The organism is Gymnodinialimonas ulvae (genome assembly GCF_037543845.1).
Classification (GTDB): domain Bacteria; phylum Pseudomonadota; class Alphaproteobacteria; order Rhodobacterales; family Rhodobacteraceae; genus Gymnodinialimonas; species Gymnodinialimonas ulvae.
Genome location: NZ_JBBIFX010000001.1, coordinates 1,696,000 through 1,722,418 on the forward strand (window position 1 = coordinate 1,696,000; position 26,419 = coordinate 1,722,418).

A 26,419-nucleotide genomic window follows, 5' to 3' on the forward strand; every position below is an offset into this window, starting at 1 on the left:
ATCTGTCGCTGTTCCATATCGAGTGGATCGCACCCCGTTTCCACGCGAAGACTTCTCGCTTTATTGTCCGCGGCATCTCACAACCGTGTTCGATCCGGCCCCTCTCGAAATCAAAGGCCATTGAAAAAGTCGCGGTCCCGGCACGGCTTTGATCGCTGTTCCACTGGCTTGATCGTTATGGTCGATTGCCCACATATTGAGGCGCACGGACCCGGCCGCCCCCACCGCCTAGCTTTCGTCCCGCGCCAAGGACATCAAGATCGGGCAATCCGGTCGATGATCTCCGGCGCAGCTTTCGACCAGCTCGCCAAGGGTTGCCCGCATTTCCGACAGATCCGTGATCTTGCGATCAATCTCGGCAAGGTGTTGCTGCGCCACCTGCTTCACCTCGGCGCTGCTGCGCGCCTCGTCTTCGTAGAGCGCCAGAAGCGTGCGGCAATTGGCAATCGGAAACCCCAGCGCCCGTGCGCGGCCCAGAAACGCCAGCTTGTGCAAATCGCTGTCCCGGAAATCGCGGTACCCGTTTTCACCGCGACGGGGCCGGATCAACCCGATCTCCTCGTAGTACCGGATCGTCTTTGGCGGGACGCCCGACGCCTTCGCAACTTCACCGATGTTCATGGGCACCCCCCCGGTTCATGCTGCCGCCACCGCCTCGGCGGCTGCCGCGCTTGGCGCGGGCGGCCCTGAGTTCGGCAGGGTCACCGGGCGCACCCCGCGCAGCCGCAGCGCATTCGACAGCACCGACACCGATGACAAGGCCATCGCGCCCGCCGCGAAAACCGGCGACAACAGCACTCCGAACACCGGGAACAGCACGCCCGCCGCCACCGGGATCAGCGCGGTATTATAGGCAAAGGCCCAGCCGAGATTCTGGCGAATGTTGCGCAGGGTCGCACGCGAGATTTCGTGCGCATTGACCACCGCGGACAAATCGCCCGACATCAGGACAACATCCGCCGCCTCGACCGCCACATCGGTGCCGGTGCCAATCGCCACACCAACGTCGGCATGGGCCAGCGCCGGTGCATCGTTGATTCCGTCGCCAACGAAGGCCACCGTTTTCCCGCCAGCACGGAGCCGGTCGATGGCCTCGATCTTGCCGCCCGGCAGGACCTCTGCGACCACGTCATCGATCCCGACCTCTGCCGCGATGGCTTGCGCGGTGGCCTGCCTGTCGCCGGTGATCATCGCCACGCGCAGGCCGCGCGCCTGCAACGCCCGCACGGCGGCAGCGCTCGTTGGTTTGACCGCATCGGCCACGGCGAATTGCGCGGCGATGGCCCCGTCGATGGCCAGGTAAAGCACCGTCTTGCCCTCTGCGGCGCGATCCTGAGCGGTATTGCCCATGGCACCCATGTCGACCCCGGCGCGCTGCATCCAACGCTCGGCCCCGATCACCACCGCACGCCCATCGACTTGGGCGCGCACACCATAGCCCGGCGTTGCCTCAAAGGCAGATGGCTCTGACAAGTGCACCCCCTCGTCCCGCGCGGCGCGGACAATGGCGTCGGCCACCGGATGCTCTGCCCGTGCCTCGACCGAGGCCGCCAGCGCCAATGCATCCGCGCGCGTGATCCCCTCCGCAAGGTTCAGGTCGGTCAACTCTGGCCGCCCCTCAGTCAGCGTTCCGGTCTTGTCGAAGGCCACGACATGAGCGTCCGACAGCCGTTGCAACGCGTCGCCTTTGCGAAACAGGATGCCCATCTCGGCTGCGCGCCCCGTGCCCACCATGATCGAGGTCGGTGTCGCCAGCCCCATCGCACAGGGGCACGCGATGATCAGGACAGACACCCCCGCCACCAGCGCGAAACTCAGCGCCGGTTCCGGCCCCACCAACAGCCACACCACAAAGGTCAGCGCGGCCAGCGCCATCACCGCCGGAACGAACCACATCGTCACCCGATCCACCAGCGCCTGGATCGGCAGTTTCGCGCCCTGCGCCTCCTGCACCATGCGGATGATTTGCGCCAATGCGGTGTCCGCCCCCACCCGCGTCGCGCGATATCGCAGGCCACCCGCGCCGTTCACCGTGCCGCCCGTGACAGCGTCGCCAGGCCCCTTGCTTTCGGGGATCGGCTCCCCGGTGATCATGCTTTCATCGACATGGCTCGTGCCGTCGATCACCGTGCCATCCACCGCGATCCGTTCGCCGGGGCGTGCGATCACGACGTCGCCGACCCGCACCTCCCCCAGCGCCACATCCAGGATGCCGCCATCGCGCTCCACCCGCGCTTCACGCACCTGAATGCCGACAAGTCGCTGGATCGCTGCACCCGTGCGCCCCTTGGCACGCGCTTCCAAAAAGCGACCGACAAGGATCAAGCTCACGATCACCGCCGCCGCCTCAAAATAAACGGCGCGCGCAATCTCGGGCAAAAGGCCGGGTGCAAACGTCGCCACCAGCGAGAACCCGTAGGCCGCCAGAGTGCCGACAGCGACAAGGCTATTCATGTCGGGCGCGCCCTTGACCAGCGCGGGCAGGCCCTTGGCGTAAAACCCTCGCCCCGGCCCCAAAAGCACCAGCGTCGTCAGCGCAAACTGGATCAACCAGCTTGTCTGGTGCCCGATCGTCGCCTCGATGACCCCGTGCATCCCGGGGATCATATGCGCGCCCATTTCCAACACGAAGACCGGCAGGCTCAGGACAACCGCCCACCACATGCGCCGTTCGGCCGCGTCGGCCTCTTCGGCCCTCCGGGCGCTCTGATCCACCGGGGCCTCGGCAGTCTCCACCTGACCAGGATACCCCGCCTGCGTGACCGCGTCGGCCAGCGCCTGCGCCGGGACCACGCCTTCCAACACGCGCACTGCGGCCGCCTCGGAGGCCAGGTTGACCGATGCCTCGACCACACCCGGCACCTCGGCCAACGCGCGCTCGGCCCGCCCGACGCAGCTCGCGCAGGACAGCCCCCGAAGGCTCAGTCGGATCTCTTCGCCACGCGCCGGATACCCCGCCACCTCCAGCCGTTGCGCCGCACGCGCCAACGCTTCCGGCGCGGCGGCCTCGAAGGTCGCCTGCTCGGTCGCAAGGTTGACCTGCACCGCACCGATGCCCGGTACATCTCCAAGCGCCTTCTCCGCGCGTCCGACACAAGACGCGCAATTCAATCCTTCAAGGCTCAACGCATAACGCGCCATAAACGGCTTCCCTTCGCAGCGCCGGGCCAAAACAGCCCCGCACACCGTCATATGAGGGTTCCATCAACTGGAAGGTCAAGCCGTTGCGGCAAAATCCGCGCCCGCCCACGTACCGGGACGATTTGCCTTCGACCGCCGCTTCGCCCTATCTGGGCGCAACGTCTGGCCAAAATGCGGGGGCACCGGGTGACCTTCTACCTCGGGATCGACATCGGAACCTCTGCCGTCAAGCTCTGCCTTGCCGATAAGGCGGGGCATGTGCGGGCCACCGAAGACGCGCCGTTGACGGTGCGAACGCCGTTCCCCGGCGCCAGCGAACAGCACCCGCAGGACTGGCTCGATGCATTGCGCGAGGCCGCCGCGAAACTCCCCTCCGAGCTGCGCGCAGAGGTAACGGCCATCGGCCTCTCGGGGCAAATGCACGGCGCGGTTGTGCTTGATGCCGACCTGACCCCCATCCGCCCCGCGATCCTGTGGAACGACAGTCGCGCCGACACGCAATGCACGACCTTGACGGCACGTGTCCCCAACATCGGCACACTTTCGGGCGTGCCGCCAATGCCCGGCTTCACCGCACCCAAGCTGCTCTGGCTGGCTGAACACGCGCCCGATGATCACGCGCGCATCGCCCGGGTGATGTTGCCCAAGGATTACGTCGGCCTCTTCCTGCACGGCGTGCGGGTCACGGACCCCTCCGACGCCGCCGGAACCTCCTGGTTCGACCAGGACGCGCGCACTTGGTCGCCCAGGCTCTGCGCCGCCTCCGCCACCGATCCCGCATGGCTGCCCGACATCCTCAACGGCACCGCCATCGCGGGCCACCTCCGGCACGAAGCCGCCGCTGACCTCGGCCTGCCCGCGGGCATTCCGGTGGCCACCGGCGCGGGCGATGCGGCGGCGGGCGCGGTGGGCATCGGCGCGGTCGAGCCCGGCGATGGCTTCATCTCGCTTGGCACCTCGGGGCAGCTTTTCGTCACCACTGAAACCTTCCGCCCCAACCCCGAAAGCCGCATCCACGCCTACGCCCACACCCTGCCGGGGCGCTATTTCCAGATGGCCGCGATGCTCAACGGCGCGCGGCCCATGGCGTGGCTTGCGCAACTTCTGGACCGCCCCATCGCCGCACTTCTGGCCGAGGCGGAGGCCATCGCCGACACGGCCTCAGGGCCCTTGTTCCTGCCGTACCTGACTGGTGAGCGGACACCACACGGCGACGCCGATATCCGCGCCGGGTTCTGGGGCCTGTCCGAGGACACGACCCATGGGGCCCTCATGCGGGCCGTGGTCGAGGCCATCGCCTTCAGCTTCGCCGATGCGCAGGCCGCCATGGCCGCGGCGGGCACAAACCCCGACCGCCTGCTGGCCATCGGCGGCGGCACGCGCAGCGATTTCCTTTTGCAGATGATCGCGGATGTCATGGGGCTTGCGATTGGCCGCTCGGACGGGGCCGATGTCGGCCCGGCCTTGGGTGCGGCCCGTCTGGCACAAATCGCCACCGGCGCACCCGCGGCGCAGGTCGCCACCAAGCCCGAGGTCTCGCGTTGGTTCACCCCCGATAGAGCGCGGGCCACGTCGTTGGCGCCGCGCCTTGCCGGATATCGCGCGCTTTATCCGGCGTTCAAATCGGTGAATACCGCGATGGCTCAGGCCTCTTTCAACACGCCGCGGTCGATCTGATCGGCTTCGATCGACTCGAACAGCGCCTTGAAATTGCCCTCGCCGAACCCGTCATCGCCCTTGCGTTGGATGAACTCGAAAAAGATCGGGCCAATCACGGTCTTCGAAAAGATCTGCAACAGGATGCGCGTCACGCCGCCATCAACGACCCCCTCCCCGTCGATCAGGATGCCGTGCTGCTTCATCCGCGCGATCGGCTCTTCATGGCCGTGCACGCGGTCATGGGACATGTCGTAATAGGTGTCGGGCGGGGCGGGCATGAATTCGATCCCGGCGGCGGAAATCCGGTCCACCGCGTCGTAGATATTCTCGGTGGCAACCGCGATATGCTGGATGCCCTCGCCGCCATATTCCTGCAGGTATTCTTCGATCTGGCTGGTCTCGTCCTTGGATTCATTGATCGGAATACGGATCTTGCCGCACGGACTGGTCAGCGCGCGCGAAAACAGGCCCGTCTGCTTGCCCTCAATGTCGAAGAAGCGGATCTCGCGGAAATTGAACGCCTTGGCATAGAAATCGTACCAGGTGCTCATGTTGCCGCGCGCCACATTATGCGTCAGGTGATCGAGGTAATAGAACCCCGCGCCCTCGGGCTTCGGGTCGGCCTCCGCGAGCCAGTCGAATTCCGCCGCATAGGGCGACCCGGCCTCGCCATAGGTCTCGACGAAGTACAACAACGAGCCGCCAATCCCGATGACCGCGGGCACATCCAGTGTCTTGTCCGCGCCCTTGTATTCCTCGGCCCCGTAGTCGACCGCACATTTCAGCGCGTGCTGCGCATCAACCACGCGCCACGCCATCGCCGGTGCACAGGGTCCGTGGGCGTCCACGAACCGGCCCGCGTGGCTGTTGCGGTCGCAGTTGAGGACATAGGTGATATCGCCCTGCCGATAGAGCGAGATATCGCGGCTCTTGTGACGCGCGACCTCAACGTAACCCATGGCCTGAAACAACGTCTCCAGAACGCTCGGGTCGGGATGGGCGAATTCGACGAATTCGAACCCGTCGGTTCCGGCCACATTCAGGGCGTCGATGACAGCTTTCGGGGCGTCGTGCGGAAATGGTCCCATCGGGGATCCTCCTGTTTTTCGCATCGCGTGGAACGTGCCCTTCACGCGACAAACAAGACCCCGGCCCGCGGGGAGCCATCCGGCTCGGTTGCAGGTGTAACCAAAAAGGCCGGCGCAATCAAGTTTCGGCTGAACCGAAGCGGCGCTCGCGCGTTGGCAATATGAAACCTTGAAAGGACGGCCCCATGTCGAATCCAACCTCGAAATCAATCCTCATCACCGGCGCATCCAGCGGCATCGGCGCGGCCACGGCCCGCGCGGCTGTCAAGGCGGGCCATCGCGTCGCCCTGCTGGCGCGGACCGACGACAAGCTGTCCGACCTCGTCGCGGACCTGGGCGATGCCAACGCCTGCAGCATCCCCTGCGACGTGACCGACGTGCGCGCTCAGACCGCCGCGTTCGAGGCCGCCGCAACGCGCTTCGGCGGGATCGATGCGGTGTTTGCCAATGCCGGTCTGGGCGCGGCGGCCAAGGGAACCGAGCAGGGCGATCTCGAAAACTTCCGCACCATGATCGACGTGAACATCTTCGCGCTGACCGTGACGTGCAAACTTGCCATCCCCTACCTAAAGGCCAACGGGGGCGATTTGGTCGTGACCGGGTCGCGCGCGGGATACGAAACATTGGCCGGGTCGGTCTATGGCGCCACGAAATGGTTCGTGCGCGGCTATGCCGACAACCTCGCCGCCGAGCTTGAGGGCACCGGCGTGCGTGTCACGAATGTGAATCCGGGCATGGTCGACACGCCGTTCTTCGACGATCCGAAACCCGATGCGCTCAAACCCGAAGACGTGGCGCGCGCCGTGATGTTCGCCATCGAAGAGCCGGGCCACGTTCGCATGTCGTCGATCCAGATCTATCCGGCGCGCTAGAACTGATACCCCATGGCCGCCGACAGATCGTCGGCGGCGCGCACCACCGAGGCCGCAAGCCGTTCCGTCTCGGTGGTGCTCACCCGGCTGACCGGGCCCGACACCGACAGGCCCGCAATCGCCCCGCCGCTCAGGTCAAAGATCGGCGCCGCGATACAGCGCATGCCTTCGTTCTTCTCCTCATCGTCGATCGCATAGCCCCGCTCCCGCGTCGCCTCCAGATCGGCGCGCAGGGCGGTGGGTTCGGTCAGGGTCTTGGGCGTGAACTGATCCAGTGGCGCCGTGGCAAACAGGCGCGAAAGCCGATCGTCGCTCATTTGTGCCAAAAGCGCCTTGCCGATCCCCGACGAATGCATCGGCGACAAGGTGCCCGGCGGAAAAAACGCCCGGATCGTCGCGTGGGTCTCGACCTGACCCACGAACAACACATTCATATCCCGCGCCACGCCCAGGTTCGCGGTCTCCCCGGTGGCTTCCATCAATTGCCGCAACACCGGGCGCGCGCGATCCACCAATGACGTGCGCCGCAGATACCGCGCCCCGATCACAAACGCCCGCGCGCCCACATGCCAAACCTGCGCGCCCTGATCGAATTCCACCAACCCGCGCCCCTCCAGCGTCACAAGGATGCGGTACACCGTGGCCGGCGATTGGCCCAGATCCTCGGCCAATGCCGACAACGTGGCGCCCGGCAGGGTCGACAAATGCTCAAACACCTCCATCGCGCGATCCAGCGACTTGATCGTGTTCTGCGCCGTTTTATCATCCCAATCCCGAGGACGTCCCCGCGCGCGCGCGCGCGGCGAACGGAACGGGTCGGGGGAAGAATCGCCGTCATTCATGGTCATGCCCGCATAGGTTGAAAATCTATTTCACAGGATGAAAAAAGATAAGTCTCTGATTTTTCAACCCTAACCGACCCTCTACCACTTTTGAAAAACGATTTCAAAAAAATTGTGAAAAAGGGGCGCGCGCCGTAGATTGCGGCATCGATTGGAGGAGACGGCACCATGACAACCCAGAACCCAGTGTTCATTCCCGGCCCGACCAACATGCCCGAGGCCCTGCGCCGCGCATGTGATCTGCCGACGATGGACCACCGCTCACCCGCGTTTGCGGACATCTTGCACCCCGCTCTTGCCGGCGTGAAGCAAGTGCTGAAATCCAAAGACGCCGAGATCTTCGTGTTCCCCGCCACCGGCACCGCCGGGTGGGAAGCCGCGATCACCAATACGCTGTCGCCGGGCGACAAGGTGCTGGCCGCGCGCAACGGCATGTTCTCGCACAAGTGGATCGACATGTGCCAACGTCATGGCCTCGACGTTCAGGTCGTCGACGTGACCTGGGGCGAGGGCCTGCCCGTCGCGCAGTTCGCCGACATCCTCGCCGCCGACACCGCGCACCAGATCAAGGCCGTGCTCGCCACCCACAACGAAACCGCGACCGGCGTGGTCTCCGACATTGCGGGCGTGCGCCGCGCGCTCGACGCCGCCAGCCACCCCGCGCTGTTCTTCGTGGACGGCGTCAGCTCCATCGGCTCCATGCCGTTCGACTTCGACGCCTGGGGCGTGGATATTGCCGTGACCGGCAGCCAGAAAGGGTTCATGCTGCCCGCGGGCCTCGCGATTATCGGCGTGTCGCCCAAGGCCATGGCCGCCATCGAAGGCGCCACCTGCGCGCGCACCTTCCTCGATATCCGTGACATGAAAAAGGGATACGAGGCCAACGCTTATCCCTACACCCCGTCCGTTGGCCTGTTGAACGGTCTCAAGATGGCTGCCGACATGCTGTTGGACGAAGGGCTCGACAATGTCTTCGCCCGTCACGCCCGCATCGCCGATGGCGTGCGCGCCGCTGTGCACGCCTGGGGGATGGAGCTGTGCGCCGTCTCGCCGGATCTCTATTCCAACACGGTCTCCGCAATCCGCACGCCCGAAGGCTTTGACGCGGGCCGCATCTGCAGCCACGCCGCCGCGCGCTACGACGTCGCGTTCGGCGCGGGTCTGGGCGATGTCGCGGGCAAGGTGTTCCGCATCGGCCACCTCGGCAGGCTCACCGATGTGCAGGCCCTCTCGGGCATCGCCACGGCCGAGATGGTCATGGCCGATCTGGGCCTCGACATCACGCTCGGCTCGGGCGTTGCCGCGGCACAGGAAACCTACCGCCAATCCGCCGCCACCCTGGCGCTGGCCGCAGAATAAGGAGCAATCTTATGAAAGATATGGCCTCTCCCCTGCCCACCTATGATGACGTGGTCGCCGCGCACGAGCGGATCGCACCCTACATCCACCGCACGCCAGTCCTGACCTCCACCTACCTCAACGAGCTGACCGGGGCAGAGCTGTTCTTCAAATGCGAGAACTTCCAGAAGGCCGGCGCCTTCAAGGTGCGCGGAGCCTCCAACGCGGTCTTCGGCCTGTCGGATGAGCAGGCGGCCAAGGGCGTGTGCACCCATTCGTCCGGCAACCACGCGCTGTCGCTCAGCTACGCCGCCGGGCGTCGCGGCATCCCGTGCCATGTCGTCATGCCGCATTCCGCGCCGCAGGCCAAAAAGGACGCGGTGCGCGGCTACGGCGGGATCATCACCGAATGCGAACCCTCCACCACCTCGCGCGAGGCCGTCTTTGCCGATGTCCACGCCGCGACCGGGGCCGATTTCGTGCACCCCTACAACGATCCGCGCGTCATCGCCGGGCAAGGCACCTGTAGCCGCGAATTCATGGAACAGGTCGACGGCCTTGATAGCGTCATCGCCCCCATCGGCGGTGGCGGCATGATATCCGGCTGCTGCCTGACCCTGTCGCACATCGCCCCCGACGTCGATATCTTCGCCGCCGAGCCCGAGCAGGCCGATGATGCCTACCGCAGCTTCAAGGCCGGACACATCATCGCCGACGACGCGCCCGTGACCATCGCCGATGGCCTCAAGGTGCCGCTCAAGGAAAACACCTGGCACTTCGTGTCGAACCATGTCACCGACATCCTCACCGCCTCCGAAGACGAGATCATCGACGCGATGAAACTCACCTGGGCGCGGATGAAAATCGTGATGGAGCCGTCCTGCGCCGTGCCGCTGGCCACGATCCTGAAAAACCCCGAGGTCTTCAAAGGCCGCCGCGTCGGTGTTGTTATCACCGGCGGCAACGTTGACCTCGCCAAGCTGCCCTGGATGGCCGCGTAACCCCTGTTTGAACATCGGAGAAACACTATGAAAGATATGGATTCCTTCGCCGACTTCGAGGTTGGCTTCGACATCCCCGCCAAGCCCGGCATGCCCGCATCCGAGGTTCAGACGCCCGCGCTGGTGCTCGACCTCGGCGCGCTGGAGCGCAACATCAAGAAGATGGGCGATTACGCCAAGACCCACGGCATGCGCCACCGCGTGCACGGCAAGATGCACAAATCCGTCGACGTGGCGCTTTTGCAGGTCGAACTGGGTGGTGCCTGCGGCGTCTGCTGTCAAAAGGTGTCCGAGGCCGAGGTCTTCGCCCGTGGCGGCATCAAGGATGTGCTGGTGTCGAACCAGGTCCGCGACCCGAAGAAGATCGACCGCCTGGCCCGCATGCCCAAACTTGGCGCGCGCACCATCTGCTGCGTGGATGATCTGAACAACATCACCGATCTGTCCGCGGCCGCCATGCAGCACGGAACCGAGATCGAATGCCTCGTGGAGATTGATTGCGGCGCGGGCCGCTGCGGCGTGACCACCACGCCCGAGGTGGTCGAGATCGCCAAGGCCATCGACGCGGCCCCCGGCCTCAAGTTCGCAGGCATCCAGGCCTATCAGGGCGCGATGCAGCACATGGACTCGTACGAAGATCGCAAAGCCAAGATCGCCATCGCCGTGGCGCAGGTCAAAGACGTCGTGGATACCCTCAAGGCCGATGGCATCTCGTGTGACATCGTCGGCGGCGGCGGCACCGGCTCGTATTATTTCGAGAGCACATCGGGCGTCTACAATGAGCTTCAGTGCGGCTCCTACGCGTTCATGGATGCCGATTACGGCCGCATCCTCGATGCCGACGGCAACCGCATCGACCAGGGCGAATGGGAGAACGCGCTGTTCATCCTCACCTCCGTCATGTCCCACGCCAAGGCCGACAAGGCCATCGTCGACGCAGGCCTCAAGGCGCAGTCTGTCGACTCCGGCCTGCCTGTGATCTTCGGGCGAACGGATGTTGAATATGTGAAATGTTCCGACGAACATGGCGTGGTTGCAGACCCTGATGGTGTTCTGAAAGTGAATGACAAGCTGCATCTCGTGCCGGGCCATTGCGACCCGACCTGCAACGTGCACGACTGGTACGTCGGCGTCCGCGATGGTGTCGTTGAGACCGTCTGGCCCGTCTCCGCACGGGGCCGCGCTTACTGATGAGCGGCGCACAACATGAAATGGCGATTGTCCCCGAGGGGATGATCGCCGACCTGCTGACCCGCGATGCGGCGTTTGCAGCAGTCGAAACCGTCTTTGCTGCGATGGCCGCCGGGGCTGCGCAAAACTTTCCCGTGGTGCGCGAGGCGATGCCCACCGAAGACGCGCTCTACGGCTTCAAGGGCGGCGTGGCGCCTGGTGTGCTCGGCCTCAAGGCAGGCGGCTACTGGCCGCATAACCTCGACAAGAACGGCCTGATCAATCACCAATCCACCGTCTTCCTGTTCGAGCCCGAGACGGGCCGCGTCAAGGCGATGGTGGGCGGCAATTACCTGACCGCGCTGCGCACCGCCGCCGCGTCGTCGGTGTCGATCAGGCACCTCGCCCGGCCCGACGCGAAAGTACTCGGCATGATCGGCGCGGGCCATCAGGCCACGTTCCAGATGCGCGCCGCGCTCGAAACCCACGATTTCGAAAAGGTCATCGGCTGGAACCTGCATCCCGAAATGCTGCCCAACCTTGCCGCCGTCGCCGCCGAGATGGATATCCCCTTCGAGCCCGTCGATCTGCCCGGCATGACCCAGGCCGATGTGATCATCACCATCACGTCAAGCTTCGCGCCCAGCCTTCTGGCCGAGCACGTCAGCCCCGGCACGCACATCGCGTGCATGGGCACCGACACCATCGGCAAGCAGGAGGTCGAGGCCACCCTGCTCGGCAAAGCCACCGTCTTCTGTGACGAGGTCGCGCAATCCACCAGCCTGGGCGAAGCGCAACACGCCGTGGCCTCGGGCCTCTTGAAGGCCGACGCCATCACCCAGATCGGCGCGGTCATCAACGGCACGCATCCCGGCCGAACCTCCGCGGATGAAATCACGCTGTTCGACGGCACCGGCGTCGGCCTGCAGGATCTCGCCGTGGCCTCATCCATCGTCGATACGGCGGTCGCCAATGGCACCGCGACCATCGTGCCGATCTAAGGCGCCATTCGGCCGGGGCGGGTCCAGCGCTCGCCCCCGCCACCCCGCGCACAGTCTTTCTCCCCAACGCCCGCGACCCACAAACCACACCCCTGCGCCGCGAAATCCGTCTTGACGCAGCTTCCCGCTTTCCCCCGCGCCGAAACCCGGTATCGTCCCCCCGGGAGAAATTGGGAGGTTTCACACCATGACGGATCGGCCTTGGACGGCGTTCTATCGCCCCGGCGCGCGCACCGAGATCGCGGCGCCGGCCTACCGCAATCTGGGCGACCTGATCGGTTCGGTGGCCGAGACCTTCGGCAAGGCACCGGCCTTCACCTGCTGCCTGCCCAACGGCATGAACGGCACGCTCAGTTTCGCGCAAGTCGATGAGATGTCGGATGCCTTCGCCGTCTACCTGCGCGAGGTCGCGGGGCTCAACGCGGGCGACCGTGTCGCGGTGCAGATGCCCAATTGCCTCGGCTTTCCGGTCGCAGCTTTCGGTGTGCTCAAGGCAGGCTGTGTTCTGGTCAACGTGAACCCGCTCTACACCGCCGAGGAGATGGCCAAGCAATTCGAAGATGCCCGCCCCCATGCGCTGGTGATCGTCGACATGTTCGCCGACAAGATCCCCGCCGCCACGCAAGGCCACCCGATCCCCAATATCATCGTCACGCGTGTGGCGGAATTCTTCCCCGTCCTGCCGCGCGGCATCGTGGGGCTGGTGCAAAAGGTCTGGGACCGCTCCGTCCAACCCATTGAAATCGCCCATATCCGCCTGCCCTCCGCGCTTTCGGCGGGGCGCGCGCATCGCGACAGCGGCGCCATCGAGGTCGAGAAATACCACCAGGGCGTCGGCGCCGATGACATCGCCGTCCTGCAATACACCGGCGGCACCACCGGCGTGTCGAAGGGCGCGATGCTGACCCATGCCAATCTGCTCTATAATATGGAGCAATCCATGGATTTGCTCAGCGGTCTGGACCGCGGCAAGGAAACCATCCTGACCGCCCTGCCGCTCTACCATATCTTCGCGTTCACGGTGAACATGCTGGCGTTTTACTGGATGGGATCGCGCAATATCCTGATCCCCAATCCCAGGCCGCTCGGCAACCTCAAACGCGCGTTCGAGAATTACAAGATCACCTTCATGACCGGCGTGAACACGCTCTTCAACGGGCTCACAAACGAGATCTGGTTTCGCGACAGCCCGCCCAAACACCTCAAATTCGCGGGCGCGGGCGGCATGGCTTTGCAGGCCTCGGTTGCCGAGAAGTGGGAAGAGATCACCGGCAAACCAGTGCTGCAGGGTTACGGCCTGACCGAAACCTCGCCGGTCCTGACGTTCGAACCCTTGGGCAAGACCCGCCCCGGCACCATCGGCATTCCCGTGCCCTCCACCGACATCGCGATCATGGACGATGCGGGCAATCCCCTGCCTCTGGGCGAGACCGGCGAGATTGCCGCGAAGGGCCCACAGATCATGAAGGGCTATTGGGAAAAACCCGACGAGACCGCCGCCACCATGGCGGGCGAATACTTCCTGACCGGCGATATCGGCTACATGGATCCCGACGGCTACATCCGCATCGTCGACCGCAAGAAGGACATGGTCGTGGTGTCCGGCTTCAACGTCTATCCCAATGAGGTCGAGGATGTTTTGGCCGCCCACCCCGGCGTGATCGAGGCCGCCGTGATCGGCGTGCCGGATGAGGCCAGTGGCGAGGCCGTGAAGGCCTTCGTTGTGCTCAAGGACACCAGTGTCACACCCGAGGCGATCCGCGCCCATTGCAAGGAACACATGACCGCCTACAAGGTGCCCAAACGGGTCGAGCTTCGCGATGAACTGCCAAAATCAAACGTCGGCAAGATCCTCCGCAAGGACCTGCGCGCCGAAGAAATGAAGGGGGCCTGAGGCACATGGTTGATGAATTCACCCAGACACTCCTCGGGATCATGGTTGCGATCATCATGCTCGGCATGGGCGCCTCCCTGACCCCGCGCGACTTCTACCTCGCGCTCAAACGCCCCTATGGCCTCGCCATCGGCGTGATCAGCCAATACGGCATCATGCCGCTTCTGGGCTTCCTGCTCGCCACCTTCCTCGTGGTGCCCGAAACCATCGCCATCGGCATCCTGATTATGGCGTGCATGCCGGGCGGGACGACCTCGAACATCTTCACGTACTTCTCCAAGGGCAACCTGGCCCTGTCGGTCCTGATGACCGTGACAAGCACCGTGACCGGCTTGATCCTGATCCCGGTGATCTTGCTGCTCTATGCCGCAGCACTTGATCTCGAAATCCCCCGCGAAGATATCATCGCCGTGCTGATCGTGCTGCTGGTGCCTGTCGCCATCGGCATGACCTTGCGCAAACTCAACGCCAATGTGGGGGCTGTGCTGGAATTTGGCGGCGCTTTGTTGGGCGTGTTCTTCATCTTCTTCATCGCCGTGACCTGGGTGCCGCAAAACTGGCAATTCCTGCTCAACACCACGCCGGCGACCTACGCGGCGGCCATTGGCCTGGGCCTCGTGGGCATCACCATCGGCTACCTCTTCGCCAAACTGCTGCGCCTGCACCCGCGCAATGCGCGGACCGTGGCGCTTGAAACCGGGATCCAGAACGGCCCCCTGGCCATCGCGATCGTCGTCTTCACCTTCCCGGCTGAGCAGCAGCAGGCGATCATGGCCGTGCCCGCGCTCTATTCGCTCTTCATCGTCTTGATCAGCACCGGCGTGACGCTCTTCTTCCGCCGCGCCAACACCGCCGCCGAGCAGAAAATGCCCGACAGCCTCCTCTGACCGAACCAACGGAAACCCCGCACCCCACCCCTCCTCGAGCCTCCGGCTCTCCTCGCAACCACGCCCCCGCGCCTCTCCTCCATCCTGCGGATGTCCTCGCAGCGGTCCTGCCTCCGCTCCGCCCCCATTCCAAACGCCCGGCCAGCCGTGCTAGCGTGGCGCAAACACCGGCAGATCCGGGGGCCAACCCGGAACCCGAAGGGGCAGATGTGCAGCACCTGAAGACCACTTCCAAACACGGGCAGATCCTGGCCGTGTCGATGATGAAGGACGAAGCGCCGTTCCTTTTGGAATGGGTGGCGCACCATCTTGCTGTGGGCTTCACCGACCTGCTCGTCTACACCAACGATTGCTCTGACGGCACCGACACGATGCTGCAGCGGCTCGAAACCCTGGGCCTTGCGCATCACCGGGTCAACGACATCGCCCCCGGCCTCAAGCCGCAGCCCTCCGCCCTCAACCATGCGCAGGCCGAACCCATCGTGCGCACCGCCGATTGGGTGATTGTGTTCGATGCCGACGAATTTCTCTGCATCCGCCACCCCTCCGCCTCCGTCGAAGGTCTGCTCGATGACGCCACCGCGCAGGGTGCGAACGGCATCGTCATCACGTGGCGTATTTACGGCTCTGCAGGCAAGGTGGACTGGTCTCGCGCGCCCGTGACCGAACAATATACACGCGCCGCGCCGCCGTTCTGGAACAAGGGCTGGGGCGTAAAGACACTCTTCAAATTCGACCATACGAAATGGAACCTCGGCATCCACCGGCCCAAGATCAAAAACAAATGGCTCGAGACCGACTTCCCCGACAGGGTCAAATGGCTCAACGGCTCCGGCCTGCCGATGGAGGAGTATTTCAAGTTCCGCGGCTGGCGCTCGATCCGCCGCACGCTTGGATACGAGTGGTGCCAGATGAACCATTACGCCGTGAAATCCGTCGACAGCTATGCGATCCGCAAATTCCGCGGCAATGTGAACAACAAGAAGGACAAGTATAATTCCGACTATTGGGCGCTGCAGGACCGCAACGAAGTTGAAGACCGCACCGCCCTGATCCACGCCGACCGCCGCGCCGAAATCATGGCCGAACTGCTCAAGGATCCGGTCCTGCACAAGCTTCACCACGCCGCCATCGACCGGGTCGAAGCCCGCCTCGCCACCTACAAGCAAACCCCTGCCTACACCAAACTCCGCGCCGACCTGATCGACGCCGGCAAAACCCCCATCACACAGGTCGAGGCCAAACCGCCGCAGGCCCGCGACCCCGCCAAGATCGCCGCCCTGATGAGCCGCGTCGAAAAGCAGGCCGCCGATACACCGCCGCAGGAGCGCCGCAACGACACCATCGCCGGGTGGGCCACCGTCGATGGTGACCCCTATCTCGACACGATCGACCTCTCCGGCGACATCGCGCTGGAATGGGTCGAAAACCACGGCATCGCCCTGCCTGCCGACCCACGCATCTTCGCCCCCGAAAGCCTCGATGTGATCCTTGCGGGGCGCTTCGACCGACGCCATGCCCGCAACATCGCCGGTTATCTCGATGGCTGCACCCGTGTGCTTGAACTCGGCGGCGGCGTCGGCTTCATCGCCCTGCGCACACTCTCGATCAGCCAGGGCCTCACCTACATGGTCCACGACAGCCGCAGCGCGTTGATATCCTATGGAAAAACGCTGGCCCAACGTGCCGGGCTTGCGGACACAAGCCGCCTCAAATTCACCGATGGGCCGCTGATGATCAATGGCGCGCCCACGGGCCTTCAGGCCTGTCTCAGCGATTTCAAACCGGTTGCCCTGCGCCTGGGGCGCGCCTCCGAACTGCCGCCCGAAGCCCTCCCCCAACTCGACCTCGGCACCCTGCGCCGCGTGCTGATCCCCGTGGTGTCCGACGACCAGGCCGCGCAATTGCGCGCCGCCTACACCCCCGCGCTGGCCGCCAAAGGCTTCCGCGAAGACCCCGACCGCGCCGCCTCCGGCTCCCTGCAATTCGACCGCTGCGAAGACGGCTCCGCCGGATAAGCGCTCGCTCCGCGAAACCGGGCTTCCATCGGCCCCGCCGCTTCGCCTAACGTGGCGCAACGAAGGGGGCCGCGCCGTGACCGACACACCGCAAGACAAGGATGAAACCGCCAGCCACGGCGTTGTCCTGCGCGCCAGGAACGGCGATTTGATCCGGTACGACCCTTCGGGGCTCGTGATGCGGCTGAGCGATCGCGTTGTCGCCGATCTCGCCCTGCGCCTGCCGGATCGCGGCGATGCAAGCGCGCCCTCGGCGCAGGCAGAGCCGATTGATCCGCCCCCCGGTATCGACGCGTGGAACGCCCGGCGTGACGGCTGCTGGACCCGCTTCACGGCCCGCCTCGAAGGCGCGCAAGGCGTGCGCGCGTTTCGTCAGCATCGCGACGGCGGTGACATCATCGCCGACGCCAATGGACCCGTGCTCGGCCTTCTGGGGCTCGGTGGCGCGCGGGCGGCGCTGGCCAACCCCGGCCGTGCCGATTTTCCCTTTCACATCACCGCGCCCGCCGATGATATCGGCGCCGTGGGCCATGCCGGGATCGAACAGGCGACGCGCACCGACCGGCTCGAACATCTGCGCGAGATGACCCACGAGGCCCTTGTCGCCCAGACCATCGTGCAGTGGCGCATGGACGATTACGGCCCCCTGCCGCTGTTCATGGCCCGGGTCGAGACCGACAGTTCCGCCACCGCCGCGGACCTCGCTTGTGGAAAAGCTGTGGAAAACCTGTTGATCGCTGCGGAAAACCTCAAATCCGCCGCTGCGCTTATGGACAAGCGGGCCAAAATCCTCGCCGTCACGCTCGATTTCGCGCTGGAGGATCATTCCCCCTCCGCCACGGCCTATCGCGACGGCATGCTTGCGGTGATGGAGGCCGTGTCCTCCGGCCTCTGGGCGCTTGGCTTCGATCGCCCGTTGTTCGTCACCCGCATCGAATCCGGTCTGCCCGAGGTCGCGCCGCAACCCGCCCTCGATGGCCAGTGGGAATTGTCGTGGAACCACGGCGATCAGCGCCTCGTCCCCTCCGCCCCCGCCTATATGTTCGATCTCGACGCTTACGACCGTCCGACCGAGGCCGCCCGCATCCAGCAGGCCGAGATGACCGCCCATGCAATCGTCGGGGCCGCGAGCTGGAAATGCCCGATCCTGCATCTCGCTGAAATCGAAGGCCAATCGCTTCGCGTCACGGCCCGTGCCGATGGCCCGCTGGTCCTCGATACCGTCGACGGTTTTGCGCTCACCGATTGCGTGAACGGCGCGCGGATCACCGGCGGACAGATCGCCCCCGACGATCCGCAGGCGGTGCTTCTGACCCTCGACAAAGTCCCCGAAGGTGCGGGCCTTCGCCTTGCCTATGCGTGCGCCGGGCAGCCGCGCGGATACCTGCGCGACACCTGGCAGGACCAAAGTGCAACCGGCGCGCCCCTGCACCGCTATGCCCTGCCCGCCCATCTCCCCGTGACCGGGGGCCGCAATGCTTGAGCTGCCCGACGCCCTGCCCCAAGGGGCCCTGTGCGCCGCCAGCCCCGCCGCCGCTGGCCCGGCCCTGCAATCTGCGTTGTGGTGGCACGGATGTCCCGATGCGATGCAACTCGACAGCACAACCGGGGCCGTCACCCGGTGGAATGCGCAAGGCTCCAGCCCCGCAGCCATTCCCACGGAACCCAACAAGAACAACGGCCTGATCACCGAGATCGACACGCTTTTCGGCCTGCAATGTCGGGCGCAGACCCATTGCGGTCTGGTGGCCGAGGCCATCACCGAAAACGCCGCCACCGCCACGCTTGCGATCCGTTTCTACACCACCCCCGGCGACGACGCCCGCACCTTGCTGACGCTCAACACCGGCGACAATTACCTCTTCCTCTCCGGTGCCGACGGCCTGCTCACCGCCAAGGATGATCAAGGCCGCGTCTCCACCGATCTCCCCCTGCCCGCACAGGACGCCCCGCATCTCGCCATCGTCTCGCTCAACGGCGACCACCTCGCCCTCTCGCTCGGCGACGCACACGCCACCGCCACCGCCGCCATCGGCATCCTCTCCGGCCCCGCCGACCTCTTCATCGGCTGCCGCAACCAGCGCCCGCGCCTGCTGAAGACCCTCGGCGCTGCGCTGATCCTCGACGTCTGGCTCTTCCCGGGCCGCACCCTCTCCCACACGGACCCCGCAACCAAAGCCCTCCAACGCCACCACCTCTGGGCCTCCGAATGATCCCCCGCGACGGCAATATCTGCGTCATCTGGGTCGATGACATGATCGACGTCTTCACCTGGCGCGACACGTTCGGCCTCCGCATCCAGACCCCCAACCTCGACCGCCTCATGGCCGAGGGCGTGCGCTTTTCCAACGCCTACGCCACCGTGCCGCTCTGCGCGCCGTGCCGGGCGGAACTGGCCACTGGCATCTCGCCCTTTCGCTCCGGCCTCGTCGATCTCAACCGCTTCTGGCGCGACATCTCACCCCCCGAAAAGGCCTGGGCCTACGACCTGCGCCGGGCCGGGTTCTACAATTTCACCACTGGCAAGGTGGACGCCAATTACAAACCCATGCCCGAGGCGTACCGCCGGCTTCTTTTCCACGAAGACCCCCTCGCCGAAGACCGGGGCAAACGCCACAATGTCCACGCCTACCTTGACCGCGGCCCCGGCATCAAAGGCGTGAACCACCCCAACGATGCGGGCGAATACGATCACACATTCTATGATTACCGCGTCGCGCAGAACGCCATCGACCACCTCGCCCGCGCGGACCCATCCCGCCGCCACCTGATCCAGCTCGGCTTCAAACACCCGCATTACAACCTCGTCGCCCCCGACCGGTTCTACGCCCAATACGACCCCGCCGACATCGTCTGGCCCACCATCGCCTCGCCAGAGGATTACTTCGGCCCGCAACCCGGGTTCGCCGTCTACGAGGCCGCCTATATCGCCAACGGCCAATGGACGCCCGAAAAGGCCGGCGACAACGCCTGGCGGCAAGTCGTGCGCGCGTATTTCGCCTGCATCTCCCATGTCGATCACGAGATCGGGCGCTTCATGGAGGCCCTGCGCGCCTCGCCGCTGGCAGCCAACACAACCGTCATTTTCCTGTCCGACAACGGCTTCAACCTCGGCACACACGACAGTTTTCACAAGATGTCCCAATGGGATAGCGCCGCCCACGTCCCCCTCGGGATCTGGCACGCCGACCTAGCGCCGCGCGAGATTGACCTGCCCGTGTCGCTCCACAACATCCCAAAAACCATCATGGACCTCGCAGGCCTCCCGCCGCGCCCCGACTGGACCTCCGGCCAATCGCTCCTGCCCCTGATCGAAGACCCCGCAGCCTTCGACGCCACCAAATCGCCTGTCACCTGCGTCTTTGGCACCCTCTCCGTCCGCCCCTCCGTCGCAGGCCTCTCGCAATACCGCTACTTCCGCTATCCCAACGGCGAGGAACACGTCTACGATCTTGTAGAAGATCCGGGCGAAACCACGAACATCGCCGACACCGCGCCGCTCACCGCGCTCCGCGATGAGCTCATCCGCGGCGCGCTCGACCTTGGCCTCGACCTGCGCGGCTTTGAAAACCCGGCCTGCGGCGTCAACGCGATGATGGCCGTCGACGGCTCCGTCGTTCTTGCGGGCGGGCGCGCCGACAATGATTACTGGGCCTATGGCGCGGATGCCGAAAAGATCGTGGAGGATGAAGACGGCGGCACCGATACCCTTTGGTACATGGCTGGCCCCGACGATTACGTCCTCCATGTCCCCGCCAACATTGAAAAAATCCGCATTGCCACCGTCGTCTCCCGCAAGGAAGATGGCGACCCGAAAGACCGCGAGGGCAAGCGCATCCGCATCGTCGCCCATCCCGACAGCCCGATCGAGTTCGAGACCTCCGAGCGCGTCGAAGTCGATGTCACCGGCTCCTCCGGCGACGACATCATGATCGGCCTCAAACACGGCGCCGCCACCTTTTACGGGGGCGCGGGCAACGACACGATGATCGCCCGCGCCAAACAGGCCAACCGCCGCCATGCCTTCTACGGCGAGCAGGGAAACGACACGCTCCACGGCGGCCCGGGCCGCGACACGCTCGACGGCGGCACCGGCGACGACGTCATTTACGGCCACACCGGGCGCAACCACATCTACGGCGGCCACGGCAACGATCTTATAGAAGATAGTGAAGGCGCGAGCACCATCGACGCAGGCCCCGGCCGCAACACGCTCCTGCTTGGCGAGGGCGGCCACGACGTCACAACCGGCCCCGGCGTGACCCACATCACGCCCGAGGCGGGCGCCAAGACCTTCCGCCCAGCCTACGGCGGCGTCACCGTGATCCACGGCTGGCAGGCGGACCAAACCTACGACCTCAGCGCATGGCCCGAAGCGCCGACCATCACCCAGACCGGAGACGTCGTGCGCCTGCGCTGCGGCCTCTCGATTGTCGACATCACCGGTGTGCCGCACGGCACTGACATCACGGGACAGATCGCATAGCCCCGCTCTCGTCGGGCCTCGGTTCGGCGATCCAACGGCTGCTCTCTGGCACTTTATGGTGGCCAGGACATCGCACAGAACGAGCGGTGCACCAAGCCTCACCAAATCGCCGGGCCTTGGGGAGGCCCAACGATAGCGGGTCGGCTCCGCCGCTGTTAACCCGCTGGGTGCTCAACATGGGCTTTTGGCATGATGGCCGGCGCCAGTTTATAGACCAAGAGCGCTTTATTGCCCTACCAGTCAAAATCACGATGATGCCCTGGTAGCCAAAAACTTGTGAGGCGTAGCTTAATGAATAAATATACTATCAGACACGAGAAGACTAACGACGCAAATCACCTCTTAGGTGATGGAAAAATAGCGGTTGGAATGACGCTTGGTGTTATTACTTCAGCGTTGGGCTGGATAGCGCTCACATACCTTGCCGATACCAATTCAATTGGTGAAGGCCTCTCAATCGACCCGATTTTGGTTTCACTACTAGTCGCATTTACTTCGACCTACTTAGCCGCCAAAGCGCTGACCGAACAACGCAAAACCAGGGAGGCTAGCACGGACCCTGTTTTGATCGCTCATCTAGGGCAGCGCGCAGATGCAGCCGAGATGGTAACGTTTCTAATCAGCAACATAGGAGCAGGCGCTGCACTGAATGTTCACGTGGATGTCGAAAAACCTGACGCTGATACGGAGAGGTACAATTTGTCTACAGACATATTCCGACGTTATCATCCATTTTCCGTTATTCCCCAAGGAAAGGACATCGAGTTCAATCTCGGTGTAGGTTTTCGGCTGTTTGAAGTTGGCCCCTTACCACCGTTCAAGGCGACGCTTTCGTATGAAGATCTCGCAGGTGACCAATATGAAAGCGATTTCACCATCGATATTCGTCAAATGGAAAAAATGACCTCGCATAAGTCTCCTCAAATGCGGATCGTGAGCGCTTTGGAAGATATGGCCAAAAATTAGTGACCACCCGAGCTCAAGAAGAAGCGAGATCAAATCCCTAACAAACCCTTACCAAAAACGCCTTTCTATAACCAAATCAACACCTTAACCCCCGGTTGCAACCTTGCAACCACCCAACCCGCATGCCCTCCCTCCCAAAACCCTTTGCCTTGCCGCCCCCAATCGGCGAAAACAGGGGCCAACGCGAGCGGGACCAATCCCGCCCACCCCGAGCAGCAATCAAAGGCCAGCCAAATGGACCTCTCCCGTCGCCCCGTCGCCTCCCTGTGGATCGGCGAGCGCCTGCAATATCTCAACCAACTTTGCCTTGCCTCGCACCTGCGCCACGGCCATCCGGTGACGCTTTACTGCACCGATAACGTCCAGAACGCCCCCGAAGGCGTCGACGTTCGCCCCGCGACCGAGATCATGGATATCCCCATGGATATCGTCGAGCAGACCTCGGCCAGCTTCCTCAGCAACGTCTTTCGCTACAAGATGATCCAGGCCACCGGCGCCATCTGGATCGATTGCGACGCCTTCTGCCATGCGCCGTTCCCCGATGAATGGGAACATATCTACGCCGGCCACGGCATGCGCGGCGCGCTCAATTGCGGTGTCGTCGGCATCCCGCGGCAGGGCGAATTGATGGACCAGCTTCTCGATTATTACGAGAACCTCCCCGATTTTCCGCCCTGGTGGAACGACCGGCAGAAACGCCGCATGGGCCGGCAGGACGACAAGCTCCCCCACCCCGTGCGCATCTACAAGACCGAGCGCACCGCATTTGGCCCGCAGGCCTTCACCCATTTCGCCAAGCAGACCGGCGATATCGAACGCGCGATGACCTCCGACGTGCTCTACCCCGTGCCGTTCCAGCTCAACGATATTTTCTACGACCCCCACGGTCGCGTGGAGGGCTGGTTTACCGATAGAACCGTCTCGGTCCATCTCTACACCAACGGCACGAAACCGTGGTGGCGCAAGAACCCGCCGCTGGAAAATTCCTACGCGTGGCGCATGGCCCAAGAGGTCGGGATCACGCCCGAGGACGCGCTGGAATAATGTCCGACGCCGCCCCATCGCTCGACTTCCGCCCGGATGAACCGATGCGCTGGACGCCGGAATGGCACGCGGATGTTGTCTCGGTCCCGTGGGGGGAAGAGGAGCCAAAGGGATACAAACGCGCGGCGGGCCTGTTCACCGCAGACGGCGCGCATCTGCCCGACAGCCACTCCTGGCGCTACGCCGACGAGCCGGTCACCGTTGTGCCGAACGGACCCGCACCGCAACCGGTCGAACGGTTGGAGGGGCGCTGGCTTTATGGCGGGGTGTTCTATGCGCATTTCGGACATTTCCTCGTCGAAACCACCGCGCGGCTCTGGGCCGCAGAACAGGTGCCGGACCTCGCCGGCTTGTTCTTTTTTCCCAAACCGCGCCTCACACATGAGTTCAAGCCGCTCAAACCCTACCGCCCGTTCTTCGAACAATTGGGCCTCGGCCACCTAAAGATCCGCCTGCCGCAAAACCCGGTCGAGATCGCCGAAATCACCTGCCCGCCGCCCGGCTTTGGCATCGACACGATGATTGCAGGTCGCCCGGAATACCGCGATTTCATGCGCCGGCGCCTGTGTGCGGACGTCGCCCCCGAAGGTGCCGAAAAGCTCTATATCACCCGCTCGGCGCTCACCTCCCGGCGTGGGCGCGTCGTGGGCGAAGAACGGATCGAAGCCTTCCTCGCCGCCGAGGGCTACCGCATCTTTCATCCGCAGGATCACCCGATCGCCGAACAAATCGCGCAATACCGCGCCGCGCGACAGATCGTGGCGCTGGATGGCTCCGCGCTGCATCTGGCCGCCATCGTCGCCGACCCGGAGGCTGAGGTTGCCCTGATCAATCGCGGACCGTCAATGAATATCGAGGATTACATCCTGCAGTTCCAAACCTTTGCAGGCCTGACACCGACCCGGATCGAAGCCATTCGCGGCTGCTGGTCGCCCGACGGCAAACGCTTCGTCAAACGCGAGGCGCAGGCGCATTTCGACTTCCGCGCCGCGGGCCAGGCGCTGCACCGAGCGGGTTTCATCACCAAACCCTCTGTCTGGTCCGACCCGCCCGAGGCCGAGCTTGCCGAACAGATCGCCCGCCTCGCGGAGCGGTTCGGCATCGGCCTTGTCTACCGGGACCTGCGCTGATGCTGTGTGGCCAGCCCGCCCTGATCGTGACCCCGATGAAGAACGAGGGGCCGTATATCCTGGAATGGATCGCCCACAACATGGCCTGCGGGTTCGACCGGTTCATTGTCGTCACAAACGATTGCGAGGATCAGACCACCCGCATCCTCGACCAGTTGGAGGCGCTGATCCCGCTCAAGCACCTGCCCAACCCCAAGATGATCATGCGCGACCGGGGCAATTGGCACATCATGGCGCTGCGCTATGCCTCGCTGTTGAATTTCTACAAGGACGCGGGCTGGATCTATTTCACGGATGTCGACGAATTTCTGAAAATCCATGTCGGTGCTGGCACGCTGCAGGATCTGCACGACGCAGCCGGGGGATTTGACGTTGTCTCTCTGACCTCGATGCCGTTCGGCTCGAACGGGGTGACGGCGTTCCGCGACGCGCCGGTGGTCGCGCAATTCACCACCCAATCGAAGGATTACGAGGCTGGCGATATCACTGACAGCGCCATCAAGACGATGTTTCACAATGATATACGCTTTGACGTGCGCCGCAACCACCGGCCCCGGCGCACGGATTTCTCCACCACCGGAAAACGTTGGATCGACGGAAGCGGGCGCGCGTTTTCGGACGCGTGGACGGATGGCAAAGCCAAATCCATCTCGCCGCTCGGCTCTACCGATCTTGCGCAGTTCAACCACTACGCCGTGCGCTCGGCGGAGGCGTTCCTGATCAAGGTCGCGCGCGGCGATGCGGTCACGCAGACCCGCCTCGATGTGCAGCGCAGCCTCGATTACTGGCACCGTTACAACCGCCCCGGCACGCCAGATTCCTCGCTCGCAGATGGCCTGCCGGAAGCCGCCCGCATCCGGGCTGAATTGCTGGCAGATCCGGAACTGGCCGCGCTGCATGCGGAGGCGGTGGCCTGGCACGAAGCCAAGGCGCACGCGCTGCGCGACGACCCAGAGATTGCAGACCTCGTCAACGCCCTCGATCTGGACGATCCGGTCCGATGAGCGACTTCACAATCGCCACCATCGCGCGTGAGCCTTGGCCGATCCTCGCGCGTTTCCTGCGCTGGCATCTGGATCAGGGGGCCAAGCGGATCATCCTTTACCTCGATGACCCGAACGATCCGTCGCTGCGCCGCTTGCGCGGTGATCCACGGATCGACGCCCGCCCCTGCACGCCCGCGCTTTGGGCCAGCTTGGGTCTGGACCCCGACAGCCGCTTCACCCGCCGCCAACGCCACGTTCTCGCGCAGGCCTATGCCGATACGCCCGAGGGCTGGTTGCTGGTGCTCGACGCGGATGAGCTGGTGTGGTTCCAGGGCCGCACCGTGCCGCAGGCGCTCGCAAGCCTGCCCGCAGAGGCCCGAAGCCTGCGGGTCAAAAGCGCCGAACAGGTGATCTTGCCCGATGGCGGCAGCGGGTTCCGCGTGCCGATCGAGCGCAGGGCGGTGACGCGCGTCTACGGCGCGGATGCCGCGTTGCTGCGCATCCGGTACGGCCTTGTCTACCACCCCGAAGGCAAGAGCTTCCACCGCGCGGGGCAAAGTGGGCTGACGATGCGGCTGCATTGGGCCGAAGATGCGCACGGAACCCGCACCCCCGGCCCCGTCTGGGGCGCTGCGGAACAGGCGCATCTGATCCATTACGCTGCGCCCGATTACGAGCGCTGGCGCGCCAAGGTCGCATGGCGACGTGGCGCGCATGGGTTCTCGCAACCCGTCAAGGACCGCCTCGATCAGATCGCAAACGACCCCGATCCTGAACCCGGCTACCGTGCGATGTTCGATACGTTGCACCGACTGACGCCCGAGATTGCGGCGACGCTTGAGGCCGAAGGCGGCCTGTTGCGGGACGGTCCCAAACTGGACGGGGAGGGTTAGGCC

General features: G+C 64.4%; 21 protein-coding genes. 17 read left to right on the forward strand and 4 right to left on the reverse strand.

What is annotated here, in order from left to right; all coding sequences use genetic code 11:
- Window positions 1-228: 228 nt before the first annotated feature.
- Together cueR and V8J83_RS08185 are read right to left on the reverse strand one after the other, a co-directional pair.
- Complete coding sequence (gene cueR / locus V8J83_RS08180) at window positions 229-621, reverse strand: Cu(I)-responsive transcriptional regulator (protein ID WP_339985287.1); 393 nt, start codon at window positions 619-621, stop codon at window positions 229-231.
- A gap of 15 nt (window positions 622-636) precedes the next feature.
- Entirely contained in the window at window positions 637-3,141 is a 2,505-nt protein-coding gene (locus V8J83_RS08185) for a heavy metal translocating P-type ATPase (protein WP_339985289.1), read from the reverse strand.
- A 186-nt stretch (window positions 3,142-3,327) separates the two neighbouring features.
- On the opposite strand from V8J83_RS08185, the gene xylB reads away from it, so the two are divergent.
- Entirely contained in the window at window positions 3,328-4,818 is a 1,491-nt protein-coding gene (gene xylB / locus V8J83_RS08190; protein ID WP_339985291.1) for a xylulokinase, read from the forward strand.
- On the opposite strand, the gene hppD is transcribed toward xylB, so the two are convergent.
- Window positions 4,785-5,888 carry a 4-hydroxyphenylpyruvate dioxygenase gene (gene hppD, locus V8J83_RS08195; protein WP_339985293.1) on the reverse strand — a complete coding sequence of 368 codons (1,104 nt, stop codon included), beginning with the start codon at window positions 5,886-5,888 and terminating at the stop codon, window positions 4,785-4,787. The two genes, xylB and hppD, sit on opposite strands and share 34 nt — an antisense overlap.
- Window positions 5,889-6,073: 185 nt before the next feature.
- Here hppD and V8J83_RS08200 point away from each other — a divergent pair, with 185 nt between their 5' ends.
- A complete protein-coding gene (locus tag V8J83_RS08200; protein ID WP_339985294.1) occupies window positions 6,074-6,760 on the forward strand; it encodes an SDR family oxidoreductase in 687 nt (228 codons plus the stop codon).
- On the opposite strand, the gene bhcR is transcribed toward V8J83_RS08200, so the two are convergent.
- Window positions 6,757-7,608, reverse strand: a complete 852-nt coding sequence (gene bhcR, locus V8J83_RS08205) for an HTH-type transcriptional regulator BhcR (protein ID WP_439649762.1) — start codon at window positions 7,606-7,608, stop codon at window positions 6,757-6,759. The genes V8J83_RS08200 and bhcR overlap by 4 nt on opposite strands.
- Window positions 7,609-7,770: 162 nt before the next feature.
- On the opposite strand from bhcR, the gene bhcA reads away from it, so the two are divergent.
- From bhcA to V8J83_RS08280, 15 genes are all read left to right on the forward strand, one after another.
- A complete protein-coding gene (gene bhcA / locus V8J83_RS08210; protein ID WP_339985296.1) occupies window positions 7,771-8,961 on the forward strand; it encodes an L-aspartate--glyoxylate aminotransferase BhcA in 1,191 nt (396 codons plus the stop codon).
- Window positions 8,962-8,972: 11 nt separating this feature from the next.
- Complete coding sequence (gene bhcB / locus V8J83_RS08215; RefSeq protein ID WP_339985298.1) at window positions 8,973-9,941, forward strand: beta-hydroxyaspartate dehydratase BhcB; 969 nt, start codon at window positions 8,973-8,975, stop codon at window positions 9,939-9,941.
- Window positions 9,942-9,968: 27 nt separating this feature from the next.
- Window positions 9,969-11,132: a 3-hydroxy-D-aspartate aldolase BhcC gene (gene bhcC, locus V8J83_RS08220; RefSeq protein WP_339985300.1), complete on the forward strand. Its 1,164-nt coding sequence runs from the start codon at window positions 9,969-9,971 to the stop codon at window positions 11,130-11,132.
- A gap of 20 nt (window positions 11,133-11,152) precedes the next feature.
- The gene (bhcD, locus tag V8J83_RS08225) at window positions 11,153-12,112 is read left to right on the forward strand and encodes an iminosuccinate reductase BhcD (protein WP_339986040.1); all 960 of its coding nucleotides are present in this window, start codon (window positions 11,153-11,155) and stop codon (window positions 12,110-12,112) included.
- 187 nt (window positions 12,113-12,299) lie between these two features.
- Window positions 12,300-14,006, forward strand: a complete 1,707-nt coding sequence (locus V8J83_RS08230; RefSeq protein WP_339985302.1) for an AMP-binding protein — start codon at window positions 12,300-12,302, stop codon at window positions 14,004-14,006.
- A gap of 5 nt (window positions 14,007-14,011) precedes the next feature.
- Window positions 14,012-14,893 (forward strand): bile acid:sodium symporter family protein, encoded by an 882-nt coding sequence (locus V8J83_RS08235; RefSeq protein ID WP_339985304.1) that lies wholly within the window; start codon window positions 14,012-14,014, stop codon window positions 14,891-14,893.
- A 155-nt stretch (window positions 14,894-15,048) separates the two neighbouring features.
- Complete coding sequence (locus V8J83_RS08240) at window positions 15,049-16,911, forward strand: glycosyltransferase family 2 protein (RefSeq protein ID WP_339985306.1); 1,863 nt, start codon at window positions 15,049-15,051, stop codon at window positions 16,909-16,911.
- 76 nt (window positions 16,912-16,987) lie between these two features.
- Entirely contained in the window at window positions 16,988-18,394 is a 1,407-nt protein-coding gene (locus tag V8J83_RS08245) for a hypothetical protein (protein ID WP_339985308.1), read from the forward strand.
- On the forward strand, window positions 18,387-19,124 hold the full coding sequence (locus V8J83_RS08250) for a hypothetical protein (protein ID WP_339985310.1): 738 nt from the start codon (window positions 18,387-18,389) through the stop codon (window positions 19,122-19,124). The genes V8J83_RS08245 and V8J83_RS08250 overlap by 8 nt, the downstream gene beginning before the upstream one ends.
- Window positions 19,121-21,397, forward strand: a complete 2,277-nt coding sequence (locus tag V8J83_RS08255; protein ID WP_339985312.1) for a sulfatase-like hydrolase/transferase — start codon at window positions 19,121-19,123, stop codon at window positions 21,395-21,397. The genes V8J83_RS08250 and V8J83_RS08255 overlap by 4 nt, the downstream gene beginning before the upstream one ends.
- Window positions 21,398-21,688: 291 nt before the next feature.
- Window positions 21,689-22,363, forward strand: coding sequence for a DUF8453 domain-containing protein (locus V8J83_RS08260; protein WP_339985314.1), 675 nt, complete (start codon window positions 21,689-21,691; stop codon window positions 22,361-22,363).
- A 234-nt stretch (window positions 22,364-22,597) separates the two neighbouring features.
- Window positions 22,598-23,407 carry a hypothetical protein gene (locus tag V8J83_RS08265; RefSeq protein ID WP_339985316.1) on the forward strand — a complete coding sequence of 270 codons (810 nt, stop codon included), beginning with the start codon at window positions 22,598-22,600 and terminating at the stop codon, window positions 23,405-23,407.
- A complete protein-coding gene (locus V8J83_RS08270; protein WP_339985318.1) occupies window positions 23,407-24,537 on the forward strand; it encodes a glycosyltransferase family 61 protein in 1,131 nt (376 codons plus the stop codon). Before V8J83_RS08265 ends, V8J83_RS08270 begins: the two co-directional genes overlap by 1 nt.
- Complete coding sequence (locus V8J83_RS08275) at window positions 24,537-25,541, forward strand: glycosyltransferase family 2 protein (protein WP_339985320.1); 1,005 nt, start codon at window positions 24,537-24,539, stop codon at window positions 25,539-25,541. The genes V8J83_RS08270 and V8J83_RS08275 overlap by 1 nt, the downstream gene beginning before the upstream one ends.
- On the forward strand, window positions 25,538-26,416 hold the full coding sequence (locus tag V8J83_RS08280; RefSeq protein ID WP_339985322.1) for a glycosyltransferase family 2 protein: 879 nt from the start codon (window positions 25,538-25,540) through the stop codon (window positions 26,414-26,416). The genes V8J83_RS08275 and V8J83_RS08280 overlap by 4 nt, the downstream gene beginning before the upstream one ends.
- Window positions 26,417-26,419: the final 3 nt, after the last annotated feature.